Consider the following 24,758-nt stretch of genomic DNA (forward strand, 5'->3'; position numbering starts at 1 on the left):
CTCACACCGCCCGTCTCATCGGCACGGGCGCGGGCACGCGCGAGCGGCCGGCGCCTTCCCCCCCGCCGAGGCGGCCCTGCTCGTCGGGAAGCAGGAGCCGGTTCGATCGCGGCACGGGCGCGCGCCGGCTGGTCACCGTGACGGTGAGCTCTCGTCCCGACAGGATGCCGTGGCCCTCGCCGAGGCCCGACCACGACGGATCGGAGACGTCGATCATCGCCTCGGTCTGCGGCCAGGGGCCCTGCACGAGCAGCACGGCATCGCGTTCACGCATGCGCGCGGCGAGCCGGGCGACGTCGGCATCCTTCGCCCGGGCCGGCGGCCGCACCGCCACGACCGACAGCACATCGGCGAGCGTCGAGGTCACCGCGAGCCAGCGCTCGCCCGGATCGGGCACCAGGACGAGCCGCGACAGGTCCACGCCGGCGGCGCGCGCCGCTTCCACACCGACGTGCGGCATGCCCACGACGGCGCACCACGAGCCGGTCTGCGAGGGTTCGGCCAGCAGAGCGAACAGCAGCGACATCGACCGCCCGAGCGCGTAGGCTCCCCCCGTGCGCAGGCCTCCGCCGGGCAGCAGCGACGCCAGCGCCGGCGGCACCGGGAGCACGGGCGTGTCGAGGCGACGCCCCTGCATGCGCTCCATCTGCGCGCGCAGGGTGCTCACGGTGCCCGCGACGTCCGCGGCAGCGACGTTCCCCACGATCGGCCTCACTTCGACAGATTAGAACATGTGTTCTAGTACTTCAATGCCTCTGCGTCGAAGATAAGAACGGGTTCGGACATTGCGCGCCGCATCCCTCGACCGGCCGCGCCGGACGGCTCATCTGCGCGAAACATGCGACTGATAGGACGGACGCCATGACCCGTACGCTGACCATCACGGGCGCCTCCCTCATCGTGGAGCGCTTCGACGAGCCCGACCTCGACCGCACCGGCGACCTCGTGATCGGCGCGGACGGCCGCGTCGGCGTCCCGACCGCGGAGCCCGCCGCATCCGCGCACGACACCCTCGACGCCGAGGGCGGCCTCGTCACCCCCGGTCTCGTCAACGCGCACCACCACCTGCTCCAGTCGGGCTTCCGCACCCTGCCGGGCACCCGGGGAGTGCCCATGCGGGAGTGGCTGCCCGCGATGGCCGCCGCGTATGCCGCCGCGGGCATCGACGCCTCCCTCGTCCGCGCGACGGCCGGCGTGGGGCTGGCCGAGTCGCTCCTGTGCGGAGTGACCACCGTCGCCGACCACCAGCTCAACTGGCCCGACCCCGCGGCCTCCCCCACTCCGGTCGACGACACCGTCGCGATCGCGCACGCCATCGCCGGTGCGGCCGCAGAGCTCGGCGCGCGCCTCGTGTTCGTCCGCGGATCGGCCCGCGACGCCCCCGCCGCCGCCGCGGCGAGCGCGGAGGCGATCGTCCGCGACCTCCTCCCCTCCGCCGCCGACGTCCCGGGCGGCACGAGCGCCGACGGCATGCTGCAGCTCGCGGTGGGCCCGGCGGGCGTGCACTCCGACTCCGCGGAGACCTTCCGCGCGCTCGGCGACGTGGCGCGGCGCCACGGTCTGCGCCGGCGCACCCAGGCGAACGAGCAGGTCGACACCGAGATCGCGCTCGCCCGGTACGGCCGGCGGCCCCTCGACCTGCTCGAGGAGTGGGGCTGGCTCGAGCCGGACGTGACGATCGCGCACCTGTGCGACGTGACGGAGGCCGAGATCGCACGTCTCGCGGCCGCCGGCGTCACCGCCACGCACGCACCGGGCTGCGACGTGCCGATGGGGTGGGGCATCGCCCCCGTGGCCCGCCTGCGGGCGCACGGCATCGCCGTGGGTCTGGGCACCTCGGGCGGCGGGTCGAACGACGCCGGGCACCTCCTCGCCGACGCCCGCCTCGCGATGCAGGTGTCGGGCCTCGTCGGGCCGACGCTCCCGGCGCGAGACGTCCTGACGATGGCCACGTCGGGCGGCGCCGCGGGTCTCGGTCGGGCGGAGCTCGGCATCCTGACCCCGGGGGCCGCGGGCGATGCGTGCGTCTGGGACGTCTCCGGCGTCGCGGACGCGGGCGTGGCCGATCCGGTCGCCGGACTGCTGTGGGCCCACCCGGGGCGCCGGCCGCGGCACGTCGTGGTCGGCGGGCGCGTGGTCGTCCGCGACTACCGGCTGGTCAGCGGCGACGAGACCGCGCTCACCGCCGCGCTCCGCGCCCGCGTCGGCCGCTGACGTCGGCGCCGCCACCCCGGAGCCCTGGCGCCGGCCGGCGTCGGCGCCCCGGAGCCGTGACCACCGTCGGAGTTTCCGCGAGGATCGGCCCACCGCGGCCCCCTTCCGCCGCGGGCAGGGCACAACCTCCGACGTTCGTCACAGGATCGGCCCCGCTTGGCCCGAGCTCCCCCGGTGCCCCCACCGTCGGCGCGGCCGTCCGGCCCGCACAGAAGCGCGGCGAGCGCGACGTGACGTACGCCGGAGAATCCCGGTGGATGACACCAGACCATCCCTCGGTTCGGGGCTCACGCCGGAAAAGTCCGACGATCGTCACCACCACCCAACCGCAACCCAAGCCCCAACCCAACCTCAACCCAAGCCCCAACCCCAGCCCAAGCCGCCGCGGCACCCGCTCAGACGTCGAGCACGATCCGGGGACAGGCCGCCCGCGAGACGCAGGCCATCATGACGGCTCCCTGCTCCCGCTCGAGCGGGGTCAGCACCGAGTCGCGGTGCTCCACCTCTCCCTCCAGCACCGGCACCTCGCAGGTGCCGCACGTGCCGCGGCGGCAGCTGGAGAGCACCATCGCGGTCGGGCTCTGCTCCTCGATCGCCTCCAGGACCGACTGGCCGGGCAGCACCGTGACGACGTCGCCGGTCATCGCGAGCTCGACCTCGAACGGCTCCGACCAGACCGGCTCGCCGTACGCGATCGCCTCGAACCGCTCGACGTGCAGCGCCTCGGCGCGCCCCGCCGCTCCGAAGCCCTCCTCGAGGGCCGCGATCAGTCGCGCCGGACCGCAGGCGTAGACGGGACCGCCGTCGGCGGCGGCGGCAGCCACGAGTGCGGCGACGTCGAGGCGGGAGCCCTCGTCGGAGGGATGCAGTCGCACGCGGCCCGTGCCGTCGTCGAGCGCGCGCACGTCGTCGACGAAGGCCATGGTCGACAGCGACCGCCCGGCATAGTCGAGCGTCCACGCGGCCCCCGCGGCGGCCGCGGCGCGCACCATCGCGAGGATCGGGGTGATGCCGATACCGCCGGCGACGAAGCGGTGCACCGCTTCGGGCACCATGTCGTACGAGAAGTGGTTGCGCGGTCCGCGCACCCGCAGCCGTTGGCCCACCTGCACGTCGTCGTGCACGCGCACCGACCCTCCGCGCCCGTCGTCCTCCCGGAGCACCGCGACCCGCCACGTCGACCGGTCCGCGGCGTCGCCGCAGAGCGAGTACTGGCGCTCGATGCGCTCCGTCCCGGGCTGACGGCCGTCGGCGAGGATGAGGTCCACGTGCGACCCGGGCGCCCAGCCGGGAAGGTCGCGGCCATTGTGGGCCACGAGGTCGAGTGCCACGACGCCGTCGGCGAGCACGGTGCGGGCGGCGACCACGAGGTCGCGCTCGACGTCACTGAAGTAGCTCATGGATCCCACTCTTCCCATTCGCGCGGGGCCGTCCCGCCCGCGGGCGGCGACCGGCCGCACTCTTCGCGCGGATTTAACACGGCTGCAATCCCGACAGGCCTGCCAGGAAACACGTCGGGCGTTTACTGATTCTCACCCGATGTTGGTCATACCAACAACACCGCACCGCCCGCCGTCACCGTCACCGCCCGCCGTCATCGCCACGTGAGGAGAAGCCCCTATGGATGCCGAACTCCTCGAGCCGGGCCAGCGCATCGGCGCCGTCACCGGACTCTCGCCGGCCGGAGAGGTCGGTGACACCCTCGCCTTCGCGGACGGTCGTGTCGTCGACGCGAGGGCTGCGGATGCCGACGGCGAGACGATCGACGCCACCGGCTGGGTCGCCCTGCCACCGCTCGCCGACCTGCACGCCCACCTCGACAAGGGCTACACGTGGAGCGCGTTCGGCCAGCCCGAGGGCTCGCTCGAGGACGCCATCGCGTGCTGGGTCGACCACGGCGAGAGCCACACGTACGAGGCGATCACGGCCGGCGCCCGCCGCCACCTGGTCGCCGCGCTGCACGCCGGCGTCACCGCCGTGCGCTCCCACACGAACTACCACCTCGGCGACGACCCGCTGCGCGGCGTCCGTGCGCTCGTGGAGCTGCGCGCCGAGTTCGCCGGGCTCGTCGACCTGCAGGTCGTCGCGAGCCCCGGGCCCTCCGACGGCCCGGACGATCTGGGGCGTGCCGCCGTCGCCCTCGGGATCGACCTGGTCGGCGGCTTCCCCCACCTCGCCGACGACCCCGCGGCGGATCTCGAGCGCGCCGCCGCGTTCGCCGAGGAGTTCGGCCTGGGCCTCGACCTGCACACCGACGAGACGCTCGATCCCGCCTCGACCGGCCTGGCCGAGCTCGCCGCCCGCACGCGCCACTGGCCCGCCGGGCTCATCCGCTCCGCCGGCCACTGCGTCAGCCTGTCCACGCAGGATGCCGCGACCCGCGCCCGCACCCTCGCCGCCGTCGCGGAGGCCGGTGTCTCCATCGTCACCAACCCGCTGACCAACCTCTACCTCCAGGGGTGGCAGCATCCGGTCGGCACGCCGCGCGGCATCCCCCCGCTGCGCGAGATCCTGGAGGCCGGCATCACGCTGGCAGCCGGCGGCGACAACGTGCAGGACCCGTTCAACCCGCTCGGCAACGCCGACATAGTCGACGTCGCCTCCGAGCTCGTCGTCGCCGGTCACCTCACGCCCGCCGAGGCCTGGCACGTCAGCTCCAACGGAGGACGCGCCGCCTTCGGACTGCCGCCCGCCCGCGGACGGGTCGGCGACGTCGCCGACATCGTGCTCGTGCGCGCCGCGCACACCGCCGAGGCGCTCGCGGAGCGCGCACCGGATCGCATCGTCATCCGCGACGGCCGCGTCATCGCGGTGCGCCGCCGCGTCGTCGGCAGCGTGCTCGATCTCCGCCCGTTGCCGACCCCGCCGTCCGCCCCGACCTCCGAGGGAGCCCTCCTATGACCACCGTCACCGCACCCGCCGATCCGCGTTCGCACGCCGGCACCGCCGACACCGCCCGGCCGACCTCCACACCCACGCTCGCCTTCCGCGACGTCGCCAAGGTCTTCGACACGGGCACCCGCGCCTTGGAGGACGTGTCGATCGATGTGCGCCCGGGCGAGTTCGTGTCGGTGGTCGGTCCCTCCGGCTGCGGCAAGTCGACGCTGCTGCGCCTCGCGGCCGGGCTCGACGCCGCCACGGAGGGCGAGATCGACGTCCGCGCCGACACCACGAGCTTCGTCTTCCAGGAGGCGACCCTGCTGGAGTGGCGCAGCGCTCAGCGCAACGTCGAGCTCGTCGGGGAGCTCGCCGGCGTCGCCAAGGCCGAGCGTCGGCGTCGCGCCGCGGAGGTGCTCGACCTCGTCGGCCTGTCGGGCTTCGAGGACCAGCATCCGCGGGCGCTGTCGGGCGGCATGCGCATGCGGGTCTCGATCGCCCGCGCCCTCGTCGCCGAGCCCCAGCTGGCCCTGTTCGACGAGCCGTTCGGCGCCCTCGACGAGATCACGCGCCTGAAGATGCAGACCGAGCTGCAGCGGCTGTTCCAGCTCAAGGGGTTCGCGGCGATGTTCATCACCCACTCCATCTCCGAGGCCGTCTACCTGTCGAGCCGCGTGCTCGTGATGAGCGGACGGCCCGGCCGCATCGTCGACGACATCGAACTGCCCTGGTCCTACCCCCGCTCGCCCGAGCTGCGTTACGAACCCGAGTTCGGGCGCATCGTCGGCCACCTCTCGCACGCACTGGAGGCACACTCGTGAGCCAGAACCTCGCCCTGAAGGCGCCGACGGCGCACGCCGACACGTCGGCCGGCCCGGTGAGCCCGTCGAAGGCGGCCGCGGATGCCGCGGCATCCGCCGAGACGACGACCGCCGTGATGGCGGCGCGCCGGCGGCCTCGCGGCGCGGCGGGCGTCGTGCGCGGCGCCTGGTCGCGCGCGTTCCCGATCGTCGCCGCACTGCTCGGGATCATCGCCATCTGGTACGCGGTGTCGTACCTGCTGCTGAGCGAGAGCCGCCGGTTCCTGCTGCCGCCGCCTCACCAGGTGCTGGCCGAGACGGTCGGCAACGACAAGGTGATCGCACCCATGATCGCCGCGCTCGGTCAGACGATCTCCGTCGCGCTGGTCGGTCTCGCGATCGCGGTCGTGATCGGCATGGGCTGGGCCATCGTGATGTCCCAGTGGACCCTCGCCGAGAAGATCCTGTACCCGTACGCGGTGATCCTCCAGACGATCCCCATCCTCGCGCTCACCCCTCTCATCGGCATCTGGATGGGCTACGGCCTGCCGGCGCGCATCGTCGTCTGCGTCATCATCGCGGTGTTCCCGATGATCTCGAACACCCTCTTCGGCCTGCAGTCGGCGACGCCCGCGGCGCACGACCTGTTCACCCTGCAGAAGGCCAGCAAGTGGCAGCGGATGACGAAGCTCATGCTCCCCGCGGCGATCCCGTCGATCTTCACGGGGCTGCGCCAGTCGGCCGGTCTGGCCGTGATCGGCGCGATCGTCGGAGACTTCTTCTTCCAGCAGGGCAGCCAGGGCATCGGCGGACTGCTGCGCACCTACACGCTGCGCCTGAACATGGAGCCGCTGTTCCTCGCGATCATCTTCACGGCACTGTTCGGCGTGATCGTCTTCTCGATCTTCGCCGCGCTCGATCGGCTGGTCGTCGGACGCCTCTTCGGCGTCGCGACCCGCTGATCGCGCCCCGCCGCCCGCACCGCTTCTCCTCACCCGCACCACGAATCGCACCACCCGTCTGTCCGCACCGCACCCGAAGCCCGTCCAGGAGGACACCGTGTCACAGCCCACCTTTCTCTCCCGTCGTCTGATGGCGCGCAGCGTCGCCGTCGGCACCCTCGCCGTCACGGTGTTCGCCGTCGCGGGATGTTCCAGCACCGAGGCGGCGGCTCCGGCCACGACCTCGGCCGCGACCGCGGCCGAGAAGGGCGGCCCCCTCGACCTCGCGAGCGTCTGCCCCGCCACCGTCGTCATGCAGCAGGACTGGCAGCCGGAGTCGGAGCACGGCGCCATGTACAACCTGGTGGGAGACGGGTACACGGTCGACACCGACAAGAAGACCGTGACCGGCCCGCTCGTGGTCAACGGCACCGACACGGGCGTGAAGATCGAGGTGCGCTCGGGCGGCCCGGCGGTCAACTTCCAGCCGGTGCCCGCGCTCATGTACCTCGACACCGACATCCTCATCGGCGCCGTCAACACGGATGCCGCGATCGTCGCCGACGCCGACCAGCCGACCGTCGCGGTCACGTCGCAGCTGACCTTCAGCCCGCAGATCCTCATGTGGGACCCCGCCAGCCACGACGGCGCCAAGACGATCAAGGAGGCCGCCGCCGCCGGCGACCCGATCGTCACGTCGGGCGACGTGATCCCCAACCTGCTGCTGTCGCAGGGCATCATCACCTCGTCGCAGATCGACACGAGCTACGAAGGCACCCCGCAGCGCTTCGTGTCCGACCCGAAGATCCTGCAGCAGGGCTTCGCGACGGCCGAGCCCTACATCTACAAGAACGAGATCTCGCAGTGGGGCAAGGACGTCGGCTACCAGCTGCTGTCCGAGCTGGGGTACAACATCTATCCCGAGCCCCTCGCGGTGCGCAAGGCCGATGTCACCGACAAGGCCGACTGCCTGAAGAAGCTCGTCCCGATCATGCAGCAGTCGCAGATCGACTTCCTGAACGCGCCGGAGCACGGCAACGCGGTCATCCTCGACCTCGTCGAGAAGTACGACACCGGCTGGACCTACTCGGAGGGCGTCGCGGAGTTCTCGGTGGCGCAGCAGAAGGAGCTGGGCCTGGTCGCCAACGACGAGGCGTCGGGCGTCTTCGGGCAGTTCGACCCCGACCGCATGGCCTCGATCGTGAAGGACTTCACGCCCTTCCTCGTCACGGCCGGCAGCATCACGCAGGCGGCCGCGTCGGCGATCGACCCGTCGGCGCTCTACACCAACGAGTTCATCGACACCTCGATCAAGATGGACTGACACCGTCCGCACGCGAACGCCCTGCCCCACGATCGTCGGGGCAGGGCGTTCGCGTCGGTCGGGGCGTCAGAGTGTCGCGGTGACGCGGTCGGCGAGCGCGTCGAAGCGCTGCGCGACGGCGAGCGCCTCCGCAAGGGCGGCGTGCAGCGGCGCGAGCGTCTCGACCTCCGCCCCGGCGTCGCGGGCGCTCGTCGTGTCGCAGCGGATGTTGACGGCCGTCGCACGGATGCCGCACGCGAGCATCCGCGCCGCGACGGCGACGTCGGGCGCCACGCGTGGCTCGCCGTGCTCTTCGAGCCAGGTGAGGGCCGACCCCAGGGATGCCGCGACGTCGACCAGTGCGGCGCTCGCCTCAGCGGCGGCCACCGTCGTGGCGATGATCGCCGCCGGGCGCTCCGCGTCACCGGCGGGACGGCGGAAGGCGGCGACCAGCGCCGCCGACATCCGCCCGTCGTGCTCCGCGGCGACCAGCGCGTCGCGGCGCGCCCGCGTCGCGTCCGCGAGCACCGCGTCCCGGTGCGGGGCGACGGCGTAGCCGGCGGTCATGGCGACGAGCGCGGCCCCTGTCGCGATCACGACGCCCGCAGCGGCTCCGCCGCCGGGTTCGGGGACGGGGGCGGCGAGCGCCGCCAGCCAGTCGTCGAGGCGTGCGGATGCGAGATCGGGGGCGGACATGCGCCCACTCTAGGGGCGGGCGGCCGCGCCGATCGGGGGGCGACATCGACGCATACGCGACCGTAACACCCGCGAAACGGCGCGCTTCTACAGTGACATTGTTGGCGAGACCAACATCGATTCCTGGATCGCCGACCGCGGGCGAACCGCGAGAGGAGGCACCGTGACCGTCCAGCTGCGCCTGCGCGACGCGTCGCGACGATGCCCCAAGCGCATGGTCTACGGACCGTGCGGCGGCGTCGGAGCCGACGGCGGTTGCGAGGTCCCCGGCATCCGCTGCTCGTTCGCCGCCGACCCCGACCTCCTGCATACGCTCGACGTCTCCGCCGCCGACGTCGCAGCCCCCGAGAGCGCCGAGCCCAGCGGCGACGCGCTGCCCCTCTCCCCGCGCCGGACGGCGGCGGCCGCCTTCGCGACGCGCGTCTCGGAGGGGCTGCTCGTCACCGCCGATCTTCCCGTGCGCTCGGCGGATGCCGGCGTGCTCGCCGAGGCGGGCGCGCGCCTGGCCGGATTGACGGCGGTGATCGCGGGCGAGCCGCCCGGCCTCCGCGCGTCGCTCAGCCCGACCCACAAGGCGCTGGTGCTCGGCGGCGCCGGCGCCACCGTGATCGCGGGCATCACCTGTCGCGACCGCAACCGTGTCGCGATCGAGGGCGAGCTCGCGGCCCTCGCCGATCTCGGCGTCGCGGGCGTGCTGGCCGTGACCGGCGACCACCCGGCATCGACCGCGCTCCCGCACGCCCAGCCGGTGTTCGACCTCGACTCGACGCGCGTGGCGGCCCTCGCCCGCCGCGCGGGCCTGTTCGTGGCGGTGGCCGAGCAGCCCGCCGCACCGCCGATCGACTACCGGCCCGTCCGGCTCGCGCTGAAGGCGCGCGCGGGGGCGGAGCTGGCGATCCTGAACCTCTGCGGGGACCTGTCCGATCTCGTCCGCTTCGCCGGAGCGCTGGCCGCGACCGGCGGGGCCATCCCCCTCGTCGCCTCGGTGCCCGTGATCACGTCGCGATCGGCGGCCCTGCGGCTCGCGGCGCTGCCCGGGGTCCGCCTGCCGTCGGGGCTCGTGACGGCGGTCACCGCGGCCGCGGCCGTCGACGACGCGGGCGTGCACGCCGCCGTCGCGGCGGCACGGGAGGCCCTCACGGTGCCGGGAGTGGTGGGCGTGCACCTGTCGGCCGTCGTCGACGAGACCGACCCGACCGGCCTGGCCGCGGTCGACGCGATCGTGCGCACCGCGACGCTCCTGCGCGCGAGCCGCGCCCCGTCCTCCGACGCGACGGCGACGGGGGCCGCGGCATGAGCCTCGCCGCGGGCACGGCGCCGCGCGTCGCGGGGTGTCCGAAGTCGATGGCCTACGGCCCCTGCGGGGGCGTGAACCCGGACGGCACCTGCGAGGTCGATCCGACGCCCTGCGTCTTCCTCCGGCGCGACCTTCCCGTGCGCTGGGACGGGAACGGCGACGCTCCCGTCGACCGCGGCCCGGTCGACGCGGTGACGACGGCCGCGGGGCGCGAGGTAGCCGAGATCGCTCAGCGTCGACCGCTGGTGTTCACGGGATTCCCGGTGCGCGCGCTGCGCTCCGACGCCGTCCGCCCCACCGCCGACGCCCTGTCCGGCAGCGTGGATGCCGTGCTCTCCGGCGATGCCGGACGCTCGCGCGTGCAGTTCCCGCCGTCGTACCGGGCCGCGCTCATCGCGGCGACGGGCCTGCGGCTGTGGATGGGCTTCAACGCACGCGACCGCAATCGCACGGCGCTCGAGCGCGAGCTGCTGTCGCTGCGCGCACTGGGGGTGGCCGGGGTGCACTGCGTCACCGGCGACCACACGCAGACGGGCGACCGGGCCGACGCGCGACCCGTCTTCGATCTCGAATCCACGACGATGCTGCCCCGCGCGCGAGCCCTCGGCCTGCTCACCTCGTTCGCGGAGTCCCCCGCGGCACCGCCCGTCGCCGAGCGCGGCGCCCGGGTGGCGCAGAAGCAACGCGCGGGCGGTCGGCTGTGCCTCACGCAGTACGCCGGGGATGCCGAGGAGGTCGCCGACTTCGTCGCGCAGTGCCGCGCGGCGGGCGCCACCGCTCCGGTGCTCCCGGGCGTTCCTCTGGTGATCGACCGCGACGGGGCGGGACTGCTCGCCTCCTTCCACGCCGCGAAGCTGCCGCGGGGCTTCATCGACCGTCTCTTCGCGGCGCGGGACGTGCGCGCCGAGGGGATCCGCCTGGCCGTCGAATACGGCCGCGCACTCCTCGACACCGGTCTCGTCGGCGGCGTCGTCATCGCCGGCGGTGCCCGTCTGGGCGAGGAGGTCTCCTACGCCGCCGACCTCGCCACGGTGGCCCGAGAGCTCGGAGGCGGGACGTGAGCGGGTCAGTGCGCTCCGGCGCTGCCTTCTTTGACGGTCAGCACGCGCGTCGACTCGCCCGGTTCGGTACGCCACCGGTGGCGTATGCCGCCGTGGTAATACACGGCGTCGCCGACCTCGAGGGCGAACTCCTGATCCTCCAGCACGACGACGAGGCGACCCTCGAGCACGTAGACGAACTCTTCCTCGTCGTGGACCCACCACAGGTCCTCCGAGAACGTCCCCGACATGACCATCGGCACGAAGCGCGGGTGGTCGCGCGCGAGCACGCGCAGGGGGCTGCCCCCGGCATCCAGCGGCGTCGCCTCGCTCGCGCGGAAGACGTGGAACTCCCCCTGGGTGCGCACCGCCGCGTCGGCGTCGTCCGTGAGCAGGGCCTGCTGGGTCGTGCCGAGCGCCTGGGCGACCCGGAACAGCGAGGTCATGCTCATCCGCTCGAGCCCGCGCTCGACCTGGCTGAGGAACGAGTGCGACAGCTCGGCCTGCGCCGCCACCTGGGTGAGCGTCATCCCGCGGCGCTGACGGAGCGCGCGGATCCGCGCACCGAGCGCGCGGGCCGCCGAGGCCGGGCCGTCGTCGGCCAGGGGCGCGTCGGCGGCACGGCGGCGCGACGAGGCGGCATCGGACATGAGTGAAGACTATGACACACGAAAGGAAACCGAGATGACCGGCGCGACACCCACCGACATGCTCGAACCCGCGGCTCTCACTGCCGCGGCCTCCCCCGACTACGCGGCCCTCGAGGCGGACCTGGCGGCCGTCCTCGGCGTCCGGGGCGTCTCCAGCGACCCCCGGCAGCGGGAGAAGGCCTCGGTCGACGGCGCCCGGATGTCGCCGATCATCGCCGAACAGCTGCCCCTCGGCGTCGCCGACCTCGTCGCGTTCCCCGCCGACGCGCAGCAGATCGCCGACGTCGTGCGCATCGCCGTCGCGCACGGCGCCCCCGTGACGCCTCGAGGCAAGGGCACCGGGAACTACGGTCAGGCGATCCCGATGCCCGGCGGCCTGGTGCTGGACACCTCGCGCGCCCGCGGCATCGTCGAGGTGGGCGACGGGTGGATCACGGCCGAGGCCGGTACGCCCATGGCCGCGCTCGAGCAGGCGGCCCGCCAGCACGGCCAGCAGCTGTGGATGTACCCCTCGACCGTGCACTCGACGGTGGGCGGGTTCATCTCGGGCGGCTCGGGCGGCACCGGCTCGATCGCGCACGGCAGCAACCACGAGGGCTTCGTGCTCGCCCTGGACGTCGTGACCCCGGCATCCGGGGGTGAACTGGTGCACGTGGAGGGTGACGATGCCCTCGGGTTCGTGCACAACTACGGCACGGCCGGCATCATCGCGCGGGCGACGGTGCGTCTGGAGCCGATGAACGACTGGCGGGGCCTGTACGCGTCGTTCGGCGACTTCACCGGCTCGATGTCGGTGCTGCAGCGACTCGCCGCCCTCCGTCCCTTCCCCCGGCTCGTCTCCGCGGACGACCCGCACGTGTCCGCCCAGCTGCCGCCCGACCCCGCGTTCCCCGAGGGCCGCAGCTCGCTGCGGACGATCATCGACGCGTCCCTCGTCGACGAGGCGACCGCCCTCATCACCGCGGCGGGCGGGCGCATCGAAGAGGTGCGGGAGGGGCCCCAGGTGTCGGCGGCCATCTCGGTGCTGAGCTACAACCATCCGATCGAATGGCTGCAGAAGTCCGAGCCCGGCGTGTACTTCCACGTCGAGGTCGGCGGAGACGCCCTCATCGACCGTCACGACGAGGTCATGGCGGTCTACCCGGGCGCGCACCTGCACATCGAGGCGACCGCGACGCGTCCCATCGGCATGCTCGCGGGAGTCTACGAGAGCCCGGAGCAGGTCGCCGACGGCATCGCGGCCCTGACCGCGCTCGGAGTCGGCGTGCACAGCCCCCACCAGTGGAACGTCGACTTCCGCCTCTCCGAGACGGTGCAGCTCGCCCGGACGACCGACCCGCGGGGGCTGCTCAACCCCGGCAAGCTCGATCCCGCCTACGGCGGACCCGTGAAGGGGGCGATCCGATGACCGGCGAGTTCCCCTTCACCCCGACGTCTCGCCACTGGGCGGACCTGTCCGGCCCCGCGCTCACGGCGCTGCTGACCGAGCGCTCGATCGCCGTGGTACCCATCGGCGCGATCGAGCATCACGGTCCGCACCTGCCGCTGCGCACCGACGCGCTGGTCGCCGAGACCATCGCGACGGCGGCCGTCGCGCGCGTCGCTTCCGCGGGGATCGACGCCTGGGTGCTGCCGACGATCAGCTACGCCAAGTCCGACGAGCACCACTGGGCGCCGGGCACCATCTGGCTCGAGGGCACGACCGTGCTCGACCAGCTCGTCGACATCGGCCGCTCGATCGCGATGACGCCGGCCAAGACGGTCGTGTTCGTCAACGGCCACGGCGGCAACGTCATGCTGCTCGGCTGGGCCAACCGCGAGCTGCGTCGACGCTTCGGTCTGCGCACCTTCTCGATGCCCGCGACCGCCGGAGGGGCCGGCGACGGCATCGACGGCCGCCCCGACGAGAAGGGACAGGGCATCCACGGCGGCTTCTCCGAGACGTCGCTGGTCATGCACCTGGCCCCCCACCTCGTCGCCCCCGACATGCCCGCCCGGAACGTCCCGGAGCACATCGCCGGCCTCACCCACATCGGCTTCAACCGCAAGCCGGTCATGTTCGGGTGGACGAGCGACGACTTCGGCCCCGAGGGCGTGATCGGCGACGCGACGGGCGCCAACGCGGCGCACGGCAAGGAGCTGTACGACCGGGGCGTGGACTTCGTCTGCGAGGCCCTCGCCGAGATCGACGGGTTCGTGTTCGGATGACCGCGTCGTACGCCCCCGGCATCCCTCCCGCGCCCGTCGTGATCGCCCACGACAGCGACCCGGTGCAGTCGGATGTCGCGTGGAGCGATCCCCTCGCCCTCGCCGCCGACTGGCTGCCCGCGCCGGGCGAGGACCGCCTGCTGATGACGGTGTCGACCATCGGGCTGGACGGCATCCCCGACGCGCGCACCACGATGCTCAGCGACTTCGACGGCGAACGGTTCTTCTTCCACACCGATGCCGACAGCCGCAAGGCCGCCGAGCTGGCGGCCTCCCCCGGCGTCGCCCTCACCCTCCTGTGGCCGGGCTTCACCCGCCAGCTGGTCGTGCAGGGCACCGCGACGCGGTCGCCGCGTGAGGAGTCGGACGAGGCCTACCGGCGCCGCTCGCCCTACCTCCAGCAGCTCGCCTGGCAGAACACCGCCGCGTATGCGGCTCTGCCGCTCGCCGAGCGGCGCGCACAGTGGAGCGCGTTCCTCGCCGCCCACGGCGGCGCCGAGCACCCCGCCTTCACGCCGCCCGAGACCTGGGCGGGCTACGCCGTGACGCCCCATCGCCTCGTGTTCTGGGTGTCGAACCCGTCCGCGGCGAGCCGCCGCCTCGCCTACACGCGCGTGGGCGACGGGTGGCGGTCGGAGGCTCTGCCCGGCTGACCGGGGTCAGGCGGCCAGCGACAGATACGGCTCCCAGGCCGGCTCGGAGCGCTCGGTGCCGCGCACCGTCCACTGTGGGCCGCGGGGCGGCTGGGGCAGCCAGCGCAGCTCCCAGCCCATCTCCTGCGGGGTGCGGTCGCCCTTCATGTTGTTGCAGCGCAGGCACGCGGCCACGAGGTTCTCCCACGAGTCGGCGCCCCCGCGCGAGCGCGGCAGGACGTGATCGATCGTGGTCGCGCTCTTGCCGCAGTACGCGCAGCGGTGGGCGTCCCGACGCAGCACGCCGCGTCGGGTCACCGGCACGCGACGGGCCCCCGGCACGCGCACGTACCGTGTGAGCACGATCACCGCCGGACGGTCGCACGAGCCACGGATCCCCCACACGGGGTTGCCGTCGATGCGCTCGATGACGGTCGCCTTCTCGTTCATCACGAGCACGAGGGCTCTCTTGAACGAGACGACGGCCAGGGGTTCGTATCCGGCGTTCAGCACCAGTGTGCGCATGCGCGTTCCTCTCGAACGGCCGTCGATGGCTTCGACGGCTCTCCGTTGTCGACGCGGCACGGACGGGGCGGCGCAGGCACGAAAAAAGGCGCTGTCATGAAGACAGCGCCTTGAACCCGCGACGAATGTCGCGGCAGTCGTGCACACGATGCCGAAGGACATAGCGGCCGAGCGCATTCACGGTTCGAATGCGAGGTCCTGTGTCCATGCGGCTCCCCCTCGGCTGTGCGAGCGTCGGGATCAGGCTAATGCACGCAGCGACGACGCGGGCGAATGGCAGATGAACGGATGCCGCGTGTCGGGCCCGGTCACCGGGCCGCGACACGCGGCATCCGTTCATGCGCGATCAGCGGACGTTCGCGACGAGGAAGTCCTCGGCGTTGGTCCACGACCCGTTCACGTAGATCTCCAGGTGCAGGTGCGTGCCGTAGGCACGACCGGTGTCGCCGACCTGGCCGATGATCTGGCCGGCCCGCACGGTGTCGCCGACGACGACACGGCGGGTGCCGTAGGACATGTGCGCGTACAGCGACGTGACGGTGTTGCCGCCGATGTTGTGGGCGATCTTCACGTAGACGCCCCAGCCGGGGCCATCTTCGGTCGATTCGACCACGACGCCGTCTGCGATCGCGTAGATCGGCGTGTAGCGGTCGACCATGTAGTCGGTGCCCTTGTGCCCCGCGTAGGGCTCGCCGAAGTTGTTGAAGAACGGCAGCGGGCGCACGACGGAGCCGGCGGGCGCGATGGTCTCGGCGAGCGATCCGGAGTAGACGGCGGACGCCGTGGATGCCGCCGCGATCCGCGCAGCGGCCGCGGCCTTCGCGGCATCCTCGTCCTTCTTGGTCTGGATCTCCTCCGGCGTGGTGGCCGAGTAGCTGTCGCGCGCGAGCGCCGTGGGCGTGGCCTCGGAGGCGATGACGAGCGACTGCGCGTTCTCGGCGGCCACCTGCTGCAGCGTGACGGCTTCCGCCGAGCCGGAGCTCGTGGCGGCGAACGCGGGCACGATGGCGACGGTGGCGATGAGGCCGCCGACGGCGGCGACCGTCACGAAGCTGCGCACGGGGTGACCCGTGCGGCGTGCACGTCGTGCCGGTGCGGGGGTCGCGGCGGCGTCTGCGCGGACGGCGGGAGAGGTGGATGCGGAGCGGGCGAGCGTGAAACGGCGCGCGCGGCTCCGGAGAGTGGGTGTCGTCGCTTCGGACTCGGGTTTCTCCTGCGACGGGTCGAACTGATCAGCCAATTGTCCTCCGGCGCCTCTGCAGTCCTCCCCGGGGGCAGGATGCTGGTTCGTCGGCACTCGGTGTCAGGGCACAGATGTACGGGCTTCACCGCGCGAACGACGAACCGATGAGGCAATCCGTGCGGAGGTCCGTGGCGGGCTTCTCGCCACGTGGACTTTTCGAGGCTAGCGGAAGGTAACGAATAAGTCACGCAGAGTTCTTCGTACGCAGGCCCTTCCCTGGCGATGCTCAGGCTTGCGGGACCGCGTCGACGAGGAAGATGTGCGAGGCGACCTCGACCGGCAGCTCGAGTCCGTCGGGCTTGCCGGCCATCTGGACGAGCACGTAGCCCTCGCTGAAACGGAACTCTCCGACCCCGCCCGGCACCACACCCGCGTCGCGCAGCTGGTCGAGCAGCTCGGGGTCGACCTGCACCGGCTCCGCGAGTCGGCGCACGGTCCCGCTGACGGGCCCACCGGTCTCGTTGAGCAGCCGCACCAGGCCGACGACTCCGTCGTGGAAGGTGCGCGCCGGCACGTCGCCCAGCTGGTCCAGCCCGGGGATCGGGTTGCCGTAGGGCGATTCGGTGGGGTGACCGAGCAGCTCGATGAGCCGGCGCTCGACCAGCTCGCTCATCACGTGCTCCCAGCGGCAGGCCTCTTCGTGGACGTAGGCCCAGTCCAGGCCGATCACATCGCTCAGCAGGCGCTCGGCGAGGCGGTGCTTGCGCATCACGTCCACCGCCTTCTGCCGGCCGGTGATGGTCAGCTCGAGCGAGCGGTCGTCGGAGACGACCACGAGGCCGTCGCGCTCCATGCGTCCCACCGTCTGCGACACCGTGGGCCCGGAGTGCCCGAGGCGCTCGGAGATGCGCGCACGCAGGGGGACGATGCCCTCCTCCTCGAGCTCGAGGATCGTACGCAGGTACATCTCGGTGGTGTCGATCAGATCGGTCATGTGGCAGGCCTCGGTGCGCGTTCGTGGGTGTCCTGCCAGCCTATCCGTTTCTCACGGCGTCCCGGCGGGGCCGCCCCCGCGCTCACCCTAGAATCGGGAGCATGGCCCACGTCACGCTGCCCCGCGAGATCCTGCCCGCCGACGGTCGCTTCGGTTGCGGACCGTCCAAGATCCGCCCGGAGCAGCTGGCTGCCCTGGCCGGTCCCGGCTCGGTGCTCATGGGCACCTCGCACCGCCAGGCTCCGATCAAGAGCCTGGTCGGCCAGGTGCGCATGGGACTCAGCGACCTGCTGCGCCTGCCCGACGGCTACGAGATCATCGTCGGCAACGGCGGCTCCACCGCTTTCTGGGACGCCGCCGCGTTCGGCCTGATCGAACGCCGCGCGCAGAACATCGTCTTCGGCGAGTTCGGCGGGAAGTTCGCCGCGGCCGCGGCGGCGCCGTGGCTCGAGGCACCCGACGTCCGCAAGGCGGATGCCGGCACCCGCACGGTCGCCGAGGCCGTCGAGGGCGTGGACGTGTACGCGTGGCCCCACAACGAGACCTCCACCGGCGTCGCGGCGCCGATCGCTCGCGTCGCGGGCGATGACGGCGCCCTCACCGTTATCGACGCCACGAGCGCCGCGGGCGGCATCAACTTCGCGGTCTCGCAGACCGACGTCTACTACTTCGCGCCGCAGAAGAACCTCGGCTCCGACGGCGGGCTCTGGTTCGCCGCCGTCTCCCCCGCGGCGATCGAGCGGATCGAGCGCGTGGCGGCATCCGGTCGCTACATCCCCGAGTTCCTGAGCCTGAAGAACGCCCTGGACAACTCGCGACTGAACCAGACGCTCAACACGCCCGCCGTGGCGACGCTGATCCTGCTCGACAAGCAGCTCGAGTGGATCAACGGCAACGGCGGACTGGGCTGGGCCGCCGCGCGCACCGCCGAGTCGTCGAACGCGCTGTACGCGTGGGCCGAGGCCTCGCCCGTGGCGACGCCGTTCGTCGCCTACCCCGCCGACCGCTCGCCGGTCGTCGTCACGATCGACTTCGACGAGACCGTGGATGCCGCGGCCATCGCCGCGAGCCTGCGCGCCAACGGCATCGTCGACACCGAGCCGTACCGCAAGCTCGGCCGCAACCAGCTGCGGATCGCCACCTTCGTCTCGATCGAGCCCGACGACGTGCGTCAGCTGATCAAGGCGATCGACTACACGATCGCGCACACGCACGGCTGAGTCCCGCCGGGGCGGCGCGTCACCCGTGGGGTGAGCGTCCGCGGCGAGGGCGGGCCCGAGCGGCCTCAGCCCTCGTCGTCGTCCTCGTCGTCGCTGTCATCGAGCACGTCGATGTCGACGCCGTCGACGTCTCCCGCGTGGAGGATCGGCGACCCGTCGTCGTCGAAGTCCGCGGCATCCAGATCGTCGACGTCGTCGAGCTCGTCGTCCAGCTCGTCGAGCTCGTCGAGGTCGTCGTCGGACACGCCGTCCTCGTTCTCCGCGTCGTCCTCGGCGTCGGCACCGCGCTCGGCGGCCAGCGCCGCCTGTGCGGCCTGGTACTCGGCCAGTCGCACCGCCCACGGCACCCATTCGGGAGCCAGCAGCGCGCCCGCGCCCGGCAGGAGCTCAGCTTCCAGCACGGTGGGCTCGGCGTCCTCGACCACGGCGAGGCTCACCGTCCAGTACCAGCCCGGGTAGCCCTCCATCGTGTTGCCGAACCGCAACGACACGACGCCGCCCTCCTCGACGGTGTAGCCCGCGGGGGCGCCCACCGTGGCGGCGGGGGTGATCTCCGACAGTGCGGCGAGCGCCAGGTCGTGAGCCGCGAGCAGACGCTCGTCGGCGACGACGGGAGCCGAGCCCTCCGGCTCGGCCGCGCCGGAGTCGACGGACTCAGGCGTCGAGTTCATCGGCCACCTTGCGCAGGATCGCCGCGACCTTCTTGCCCTGACCCGCATTGGGGTAGTGGCCGTGGCGGAGATCGCCGCCGACCTTGTCGAGCAGCTTGACGAGGTCTTCGACCACGACGGCCATGTCGTCCGGCTTCATCCGGTTGCGCTTGGCGAGGCTCACGGGCGCGTCGAGCACCCGGACCGCGAGGGCCTGCAGCCCGCGCTTGCCGTCGGCCACACCGAAGTCCAGGCGCGTGCCGGCCTTGAGTCCCTCGGTGCCCGCGGGGAGGGCCGTGGCGTGCAGGAAGACGTCCTGGCCGTCATCGGTGGTGATGAAGCCGAACCCCTTCTCGTCGTCGTAGAACCTGACCTTGCCGGTGGGCATCGCACTGACCTCGCTCATCGGCGCCCGAACATGCGGACGCGGTGACATGGGGGCGTTCTGCCCCTGTCTCCAGCCTACGGCACCACCACGACTGCGGCGGGGACGCAGTAGGGTGATCCCGATGCCCTCTTCGTCCTCTCGCACTCCCGGCGCCGCCGACGATCTCCCGGTCCGGCGGATCGACCGCGTCCTCGCGTTCATGTCCCTGGGTCTGCTGCTGCTGTCGGTCGTCTGCTTCGTCGCGATCATGATCGGCTCGGCGACCGGCATGAAGCACGATGACTTCGGCCAGGGACTGTGGCCGCTCGTCGGCACCCTCGTCTACATCGCGCCCATCGTCGCCTTCGCGCTGCTGATGGCGGTGCTCATCATGACCTTCATCCGGAAGGCCCGGGTCGGCAAGGGCCGCTGACGTGACCGCCTCCGACGCGCGCGCACTCGCACAGCACCTGGTGCAGCGCGGCGACGACGCGCTGGCGAGCCTGCTCGCCGCCCGGCACATCGCCCCCACCGTCGGATGGAACGACGCCTTCGACGCGGCCGAGGCGCTCCTGGACCCCACCTCCCTCGACCGCGCGCTCGTCGCGCTGACCGGCGACGAGGTGGACGCGCTCTCCGGCGACGGGCCGGCCCCGCCCGGCCCCGTGCGCGACACGCTCCACGAGCGCGCCCTGATCGACGCGGACGGGACCCCGTACACGGCGGTGCGCACCGCTTTGGAGACGATCCGCCGGCGCGGCGTCGCCACGGCATCCGGCGCCGTCGCCCCGCCCGCCGCCGAGGGGTCGGACGATGCCGGCGCTGCGGAGCGGGCCTTCGCCTCGCTCGGCTCGCTCGCCGACATCCTCCACGCCGCGCTCGCCCATCCCTTCGGGCGGATCGGCGCCGGCACGCTCGGCGCCGCCGACCGGCGCCGCCTGATCGAGGCCGGCATCGTCGACGACGCCGTCGCGGCCGACGAGCTGGTCGTGATCGCCGAACGCACGGGGCTGCTGTCCGGGCAGGACAAGACGTGGCTGGTGACCCCGCGCGGAGCGCAGTGGCTGCACAGCGACACCCTCTCGCGCTGGGCGGAGGTCGCGGCGGCGCTGCTGGACGCGCTCCCGCGGGGTGTGCGCCGGCGCGGCGGCGGCTGGCTGCCGCCCTACGCCTGGGCGGCGGCGTACCCGTTCGACTCGGCGTGGTCGGAGCGCGCCGCCGCGCTGCGCGCGCTGCTCGGGCGATGGGCGCTCCTCGACGATGCCGGCCGCCCGACGAGCTGGGCGCGCGACGTGTTCGCCGCGGCGGGCGACGACACCCCGACGACCGGTGCGCTCGACCTCGACGCCCTGGCGGGGCTGCTCCCGGGCGAGGTCGATCGGGTCTACCTGCAGAACGACCTGACGGCCATCGCTCCCGGACCGCTCGCTCCCCACCTGGACATGCGGCTGCGCTCCGTCGCCCGCCGCGAATCGCACGCCCAGGCATCCACCTACCGGTTCACGCCGGAGACGATCGCCGACGCGCTCACCTCCGGCGAGAGCGCCGAGTCCCTGCGCGAGTTCCTCACGGAGCTGTCCCTCACCGGGCTCCCCCAGCCGCTGGCCTACGAGATCGAGCGGACGGCCCGCACCCACGGCACGATCCGCGTCGGCCCCGACAGCGAGGGCCGCACGCGTGTCACGAGCGACGACGACGCCCTGCTGCGCACGCTGGCCGTCGACCAGGCCCTGCGCCCCCTCGGCCTCGTGCCGGAGGGCGCCGACCTCGTGACCCGCAGCGGAGCCGACACGGCCTTCTGGATGATCGCCGACGCCCGCTACCCGGTGGTGGCCGTGGATGCCGGTGGACGGCGACGCCGCCTCGACCGCCATCGCCTCGCATCGACGCCTCCCGCTGCCGCCCCGCGGGAGGAGATCTACGCCGTCCTGCTCTCCCGCCTGCGCGCCGCACCGTCGGAGGACGCCGACGCCGCCTGGCTCGGCCGTGAGCTCGACCAGGCCGTCCGCGCCCGCGCGACCATCGTGGTCGCGGTGCGCATGCCCGACGGCAGCGACCGCGAGTTCATCATCGAGGCCACCGGTCTCGGCGGCGGGCGCCTGCGCGGACTGGATCGCACGGTCGACGTGGAACGCACCCTCCCCGTCTCGAGCATCAGCGGCATCCGCCCCGCCGGAACGGCCTGAGCGACCCCGCGGCATCCGCCGCCGGGACGACCGACCGGCACCCGCGCCGACGCCGGTAGACTGGGACGCTATGGCTGACGGCCCCCTCATCGTGCAAAGCGACCGTACCGTGCTGCTCGAAGTCGCGCACCCGCAGGCGGAGACGGCGCGACACGAGCTCGCGATCTTCGCCGAGCTCGAGCGCGCACCCGAGCACATCCACACCTATCGCGTCACGCGCTTGGGGCTGTGGAACGCGCGCGCGGCCGGCCACACGGCCGACGACATGCTGGCGACGCTCGATCGCTGGTCGCGCTTCCCCGTGCCCGCCTCGGTGTCGATCGACATCCGCGAGACCGTGAACCGCTACGGACGGCTCGTCATCGAGCGGGATGCCGAGGGCGCGCTCGTGCTGCGCGGCACCGACCCCGCGGTGCTCGCCGAGGTCGGCAAGAACAAGCGCATCCAGCCGCTGCTGGTCGGTCGCCCCTCCCCCGACACGTACCTCATCGACGCGTGGGCGCGGGGGCACATCAAGCAGGAGCTGCTGAAGATCGGCTGGCCGGCCGAGGACCACGCAGGCTACACGCCCGGGACACCGCACGAGATCGACCTGCACGAGGACGGCTGGACCCTCCGCCCCTATCAGCGCCAGGCGGTCGACATCTTCAGCGAGGGCGGCTCCGGCGTCGTCGTGCTCCCCTGCGGTGCGGGCAAGACCCTCGTCGGCGCGGCCGCGATGGCCGAGACGAAGACCACCACCCTGATCCTCGTGACCAACACCGTCAGCGCCCGCCAGTGGCGCGACGAACTGCTCAAGCGCACGTCGCTCACGCCCGAGGAGATCGGCGAGTACTCCGGCCAGACCAAGGAGATCAAGCCGGTCACGATCGCGACCTACCAGATCTTGACGGCGAAGCGGAAGGGCGAGTACGCCCACCTCGCGCTGCTCGACGCGCTCGACTGGGGACTCATCGTCTACGACGAGGTGCACCTGCTGCCCGCGCCCGTGTTCAAGCTCACCGCCGATCTGCAGGCGCGCCGCCGCCTGGGCCTGACGGCGACGCTCGTGCGCGAGGACGGCCGCGAGGGCGACGTGTTCAGCCTCATCGGCCCCAAGCGCTTCGACGCGCCGTGGAAGGAGATCGAGGCCCAGGGCTTCATCTCCCCCGCCGTCTGCTACGAGGTCCGCGTGGACCTGCCGCCCTCCGACCGCCTCGAGTACGCCGCATCCGCCGATGACGAGCGCTACCGCCTGGCCGCCACCGCGCACGCCAAGATCGGCGTCGTGAAGGACCTCGTGGCCCGCCACAGCGGAGAGCAGATCCTGGTGATCGGGCAGTACCTCGACCAGATCGACGTGCTCGCCGAGGCGTTGGACGCCCCCAAGATCACCGGCGCGACGCCCGTCGACGAGCGCGAGGAGCTGTTCGCCGCATTCCGGGAGGGCCGCGTGCCCGTGCTGGTCGTCTCGAAGGTCGCGAACTTCTCGATCGATCTGCCCGACGCGTCGGTCGCGATCCAGGTGTCGGGATCCTTCGGCTCACGCCAGGAGGAGGCGCAGCGTCTGGGCCGCCTGCTGCGTCCCAAGTCGAACGGGCACACCGCCAGCTTCTACACGCTCATCGCCCGCGACACCGTCGACCAGGACTTCGCCCAGAACCGGCAGCGCTTCCTCGCCGAGCAGGGGTACAGCTACACGATCCTGGATGCCGAGGGCATCGCCGCCGCGTAGCGCACCGCGTTTCGACTCGTCGCTGCGCTCCTCGCTCAACGACCGGAACCGCACCGCGATTCGACTCGTCGCTGCGCTCCGCGCTCAACGCCCGGAAAGCGCACCGCGTTTCGACTCGTCGCTGCGCTCCTCGCTCAACGACCGGAAGCGCCCCGCACCCCCGGTCGTTGAGCGAGCGGAGCGAGTCGAAACGCCCCGACGAGCGGGATGCTCACCACGCGGGAGCGGGCGGCGGCAGCAGCAGCGTCCGCGGCAGCGGGCGACGCACCAGCATCCACTCGACCACCGCGACGTAGCCGCCGATCAGCAGGAACGACCACAGGAAGCTGACGATGCCGGTCGTGCTCTCCGTCGGGCTCGATCCCGACGCGAGCGACAGCAGGAACGCCGTCAGGTTGTTCACCACGTGCAGCGCGATCGCCGCTTCCAGGCCCCCGGTGCGCCACGTGAGCCAGCCGGCGGCGACCGCGAACAGCCCCACGCCGATCTGGCCGAGTACGTCGTAGCCGTGGCCGAGGACGAACAGCGGCACGGGCAGCAGGATGGCGAACGCCGGATGCCGCAGCCATCGCCCGATGGCCTGCATGAGATATCCGCGGAAGATGTACTCCTCCGCGGCCGCCTGCACCGGCACGAGCAGCAGCACGACCGCCGCGGTGATCGGCCAGGTCGGGGCCGGGCCGCCCGCGACCGGCTCCTCCATGCCGCCGGGGAGCAGGAACCCCACCGCGGTCAGCACGGCCGAGACGCCGACGGCGAGCGCGCCGCACAGCAGCATCCATCGCCAGCGCAGCCGGCCCGCGGCCGACGAGACGAGCCCCAGGCGCCGCCCGTTCACGATCAGCGACGCCAGGATGTAGGCCGGCAGCATCAGGGCGATCGTGCCGAGCAGGATCGCGACCATCAGCGGGTCGCCCATGTCGACGCCGCCCGACTGGCCCAGGCGCGCGAGGCTGTCCAACCGCTCCGGGTCGCGGAACAGCGCGATGCCGACGACGACCATGGCGAACACGAGGGAGGCGACGTAGATCGCCAGGCCCAGGATGCCGGTGACCAGCGGCGTCCACCAGCCCGAGCGCCGCCGCGCGAAGATCAGCCGGTGGAAGGCGAGGCCGCCGACGAGGGCGTCGCCCGGGAGGGCACGGGCCGGACGCGCGATCGGCGGCGTGACGGGCGGCATCGGCGGTGCGAACAGCGGTGATGACGGAGGGACGGGGACCTGCGGCGCGGGCGTCGTCATTCATCCATCTTCGCCGATATC

At 72.7% G+C, this 24,758-nt stretch carries 24 protein-coding genes; 14 read left to right on the top strand and 10 right to left on the bottom strand.

All coding sequences use genetic code 11. The features are described 5' to 3' along the window. Position 1: 1 nt before the first annotated feature. A complete protein-coding gene (locus KY498_RS06330) occupies positions 2–703 on the bottom strand; it encodes a hypothetical protein (RefSeq protein ID WP_061782283.1) in 702 nt (233 codons plus the stop codon). Positions 704–861: 158 nt separating this feature from the next. On the opposite strand from KY498_RS06330, the gene KY498_RS06335 reads away from it, so the two are divergent. Continuing rightward, entirely contained in the window at positions 862–2,214 is a 1,353-nt protein-coding gene (locus tag KY498_RS06335; RefSeq protein WP_191008226.1) for an amidohydrolase family protein, read from the top strand. 395 nt (positions 2,215–2,609) lie between these two features. Here KY498_RS06335 and KY498_RS06340 read toward each other — a convergent pair whose 3' ends face one another. Continuing rightward, on the bottom strand, positions 2,610–3,614 hold the full coding sequence (locus KY498_RS06340; RefSeq protein ID WP_191008225.1) for a PDR/VanB family oxidoreductase: 1,005 nt from the start codon (positions 3,612–3,614) through the stop codon (positions 2,610–2,612). A gap of 220 nt (positions 3,615–3,834) precedes the next feature. On the opposite strand from KY498_RS06340, the gene KY498_RS06345 reads away from it, so the two are divergent. The 4 genes from KY498_RS06345 to KY498_RS06360 all read left to right on the top strand — a co-directional run bounded on the left by KY498_RS06345 (position 3,835) and on the right by KY498_RS06360 (position 8,156). Beyond that, the gene (locus KY498_RS06345; RefSeq protein WP_191008224.1) at positions 3,835–5,115 is read left to right on the top strand and encodes an amidohydrolase family protein; all 1,281 of its coding nucleotides are present in this window, start codon (positions 3,835–3,837) and stop codon (positions 5,113–5,115) included. Then, on the top strand, positions 5,112–5,912 hold the full coding sequence (locus KY498_RS06350) for an ABC transporter ATP-binding protein (RefSeq protein WP_060959176.1): 801 nt from the start codon (positions 5,112–5,114) through the stop codon (positions 5,910–5,912). Before KY498_RS06345 ends, KY498_RS06350 begins: the two co-directional genes overlap by 4 nt. After that, positions 5,909–6,853 carry an ABC transporter permease gene (locus KY498_RS06355; protein ID WP_061782279.1) on the top strand — a complete coding sequence of 315 codons (945 nt, stop codon included), beginning with the start codon at positions 5,909–5,911 and terminating at the stop codon, positions 6,851–6,853. The genes KY498_RS06350 and KY498_RS06355 overlap by 4 nt, the downstream gene beginning before the upstream one ends. A gap of 97 nt (positions 6,854–6,950) precedes the next feature. Next, positions 6,951–8,156: a hypothetical protein gene (locus KY498_RS06360; protein ID WP_060959174.1), complete on the top strand. Its 1,206-nt coding sequence runs from the start codon at positions 6,951–6,953 to the stop codon at positions 8,154–8,156. 66 nt (positions 8,157–8,222) lie between these two features. Here KY498_RS06360 and KY498_RS06365 read toward each other — a convergent pair whose 3' ends face one another. Beyond that, positions 8,223–8,831, bottom strand: coding sequence for a cyclodeaminase/cyclohydrolase family protein (locus KY498_RS06365; RefSeq protein WP_191008223.1), 609 nt, complete (start codon positions 8,829–8,831; stop codon positions 8,223–8,225). A gap of 163 nt (positions 8,832–8,994) precedes the next feature. Between KY498_RS06365 and KY498_RS06370 the strand changes: the two genes are divergently transcribed. Further along, positions 8,995–10,128, top strand: a complete 1,134-nt coding sequence (locus tag KY498_RS06370) for a methylenetetrahydrofolate reductase C-terminal domain-containing protein (RefSeq protein WP_191008222.1) — start codon at positions 8,995–8,997, stop codon at positions 10,126–10,128. Then, positions 10,125–11,189, top strand: a complete 1,065-nt coding sequence (locus tag KY498_RS06375; RefSeq protein ID WP_191008221.1) for a methylenetetrahydrofolate reductase C-terminal domain-containing protein — start codon at positions 10,125–10,127, stop codon at positions 11,187–11,189. The genes KY498_RS06370 and KY498_RS06375 overlap by 4 nt, the downstream gene beginning before the upstream one ends. 5 nt (positions 11,190–11,194) lie before the next feature. Here the strand turns inward: KY498_RS06375 and KY498_RS06380 are convergent, their stop codons facing one another. After that, the gene (locus KY498_RS06380; RefSeq protein WP_082808072.1) at positions 11,195–11,818 is read right to left on the bottom strand and encodes a helix-turn-helix domain-containing protein; all 624 of its coding nucleotides are present in this window, start codon (positions 11,816–11,818) and stop codon (positions 11,195–11,197) included. Positions 11,819–11,852: 34 nt separating this feature from the next. Here KY498_RS06380 and KY498_RS06385 point away from each other — a divergent pair, with 34 nt between their 5' ends. Genes KY498_RS06385 through KY498_RS06395 form a run of 3 tightly spaced genes read left to right on the top strand, consistent with a single transcriptional unit; the run spans position 11,853 to position 14,679 of the window. Next, positions 11,853–13,226 (top strand): FAD-binding oxidoreductase, encoded by a 1,374-nt coding sequence (locus KY498_RS06385; protein ID WP_223848875.1) that lies wholly within the window; start codon positions 11,853–11,855, stop codon positions 13,224–13,226. Next, positions 13,223–14,026, top strand: a complete 804-nt coding sequence (locus KY498_RS06390) for a creatininase family protein (RefSeq protein WP_060959170.1) — start codon at positions 13,223–13,225, stop codon at positions 14,024–14,026. Before KY498_RS06385 ends, KY498_RS06390 begins: the two co-directional genes overlap by 4 nt. Next, positions 14,023–14,679 (top strand): pyridoxal 5'-phosphate synthase, encoded by a 657-nt coding sequence (locus KY498_RS06395; RefSeq protein ID WP_191008220.1) that lies wholly within the window; start codon positions 14,023–14,025, stop codon positions 14,677–14,679. Before KY498_RS06390 ends, KY498_RS06395 begins: the two co-directional genes overlap by 4 nt. Positions 14,680–14,685: 6 nt before the next feature. Here the strand turns inward: KY498_RS06395 and KY498_RS06400 are convergent, their stop codons facing one another. From KY498_RS06400 to KY498_RS06410, 3 genes are all read right to left on the bottom strand, one after another. Continuing rightward, positions 14,686–15,183 carry an HNH endonuclease gene (locus KY498_RS06400; RefSeq protein ID WP_101305872.1) on the bottom strand — a complete coding sequence of 166 codons (498 nt, stop codon included), beginning with the start codon at positions 15,181–15,183 and terminating at the stop codon, positions 14,686–14,688. A gap of 346 nt (positions 15,184–15,529) precedes the next feature. Beyond that, positions 15,530–16,243: a M23 family metallopeptidase gene (locus KY498_RS06405; RefSeq protein ID WP_223848874.1), complete on the bottom strand. Its 714-nt coding sequence runs from the start codon at positions 16,241–16,243 to the stop codon at positions 15,530–15,532. A 409-nt stretch (positions 16,244–16,652) separates the two neighbouring features. Further along, positions 16,653–17,360: a metal-dependent transcriptional regulator gene (locus KY498_RS06410; protein ID WP_060959166.1), complete on the bottom strand. Its 708-nt coding sequence runs from the start codon at positions 17,358–17,360 to the stop codon at positions 16,653–16,655. A gap of 101 nt (positions 17,361–17,461) precedes the next feature. Between KY498_RS06410 and serC the strand changes: the two genes are divergently transcribed. Beyond that, the gene (gene serC, locus KY498_RS06415) at positions 17,462–18,580 is read left to right on the top strand and encodes a phosphoserine transaminase (RefSeq protein ID WP_191008219.1); all 1,119 of its coding nucleotides are present in this window, start codon (positions 17,462–17,464) and stop codon (positions 18,578–18,580) included. Between the two features lie 65 nt (positions 18,581–18,645). On the opposite strand, the gene KY498_RS06420 is transcribed toward serC, so the two are convergent. Together KY498_RS06420 and KY498_RS06425 are read right to left on the bottom strand one after the other, a co-directional pair. Further along, a complete protein-coding gene (locus tag KY498_RS06420; protein WP_191008218.1) occupies positions 18,646–19,251 on the bottom strand; it encodes a DUF3027 domain-containing protein in 606 nt (201 codons plus the stop codon). Next, positions 19,235–19,618, bottom strand: coding sequence for a cold-shock protein (locus KY498_RS06425; protein ID WP_060959180.1), 384 nt, complete (start codon positions 19,616–19,618; stop codon positions 19,235–19,237). The genes KY498_RS06420 and KY498_RS06425 overlap by 17 nt, the downstream gene beginning before the upstream one ends. A 121-nt stretch (positions 19,619–19,739) precedes the next feature. Here KY498_RS06425 and KY498_RS06430 point away from each other — a divergent pair, with 121 nt between their 5' ends. The 3 genes from KY498_RS06430 (at position 19,740) to KY498_RS06440 (ending at position 23,497) form a co-directional block, all read left to right on the top strand. Continuing rightward, positions 19,740–20,030, top strand: a complete 291-nt coding sequence (locus KY498_RS06430; RefSeq protein ID WP_060959179.1) for a hypothetical protein — start codon at positions 19,740–19,742, stop codon at positions 20,028–20,030. A gap of 1 nt (position 20,031) precedes the next feature. Then, positions 20,032–21,783 (top strand): helicase-associated domain-containing protein, encoded by a 1,752-nt coding sequence (locus tag KY498_RS06435; protein WP_191008217.1) that lies wholly within the window; start codon positions 20,032–20,034, stop codon positions 21,781–21,783. 70 nt (positions 21,784–21,853) lie between these two features. Next, positions 21,854–23,497 (top strand): DNA repair helicase XPB, encoded by a 1,644-nt coding sequence (locus tag KY498_RS06440; protein ID WP_191008216.1) that lies wholly within the window; start codon positions 21,854–21,856, stop codon positions 23,495–23,497. A gap of 211 nt (positions 23,498–23,708) precedes the next feature. On the opposite strand, the gene KY498_RS06445 is transcribed toward KY498_RS06440, so the two are convergent. Beyond that, entirely contained in the window at positions 23,709–24,737 is a 1,029-nt protein-coding gene (locus tag KY498_RS06445) for a CPBP family intramembrane glutamic endopeptidase (RefSeq protein ID WP_223848873.1), read from the bottom strand. Positions 24,738–24,758: the final 21 nt, after the last annotated feature.

It is taken from the genome of Microbacterium sp. PAMC21962, assembly GCF_019443465.1.
Taxonomy (GTDB): Bacteria; Actinomycetota; Actinomycetes; order Actinomycetales; family Microbacteriaceae; genus Microbacterium; species Microbacterium hominis.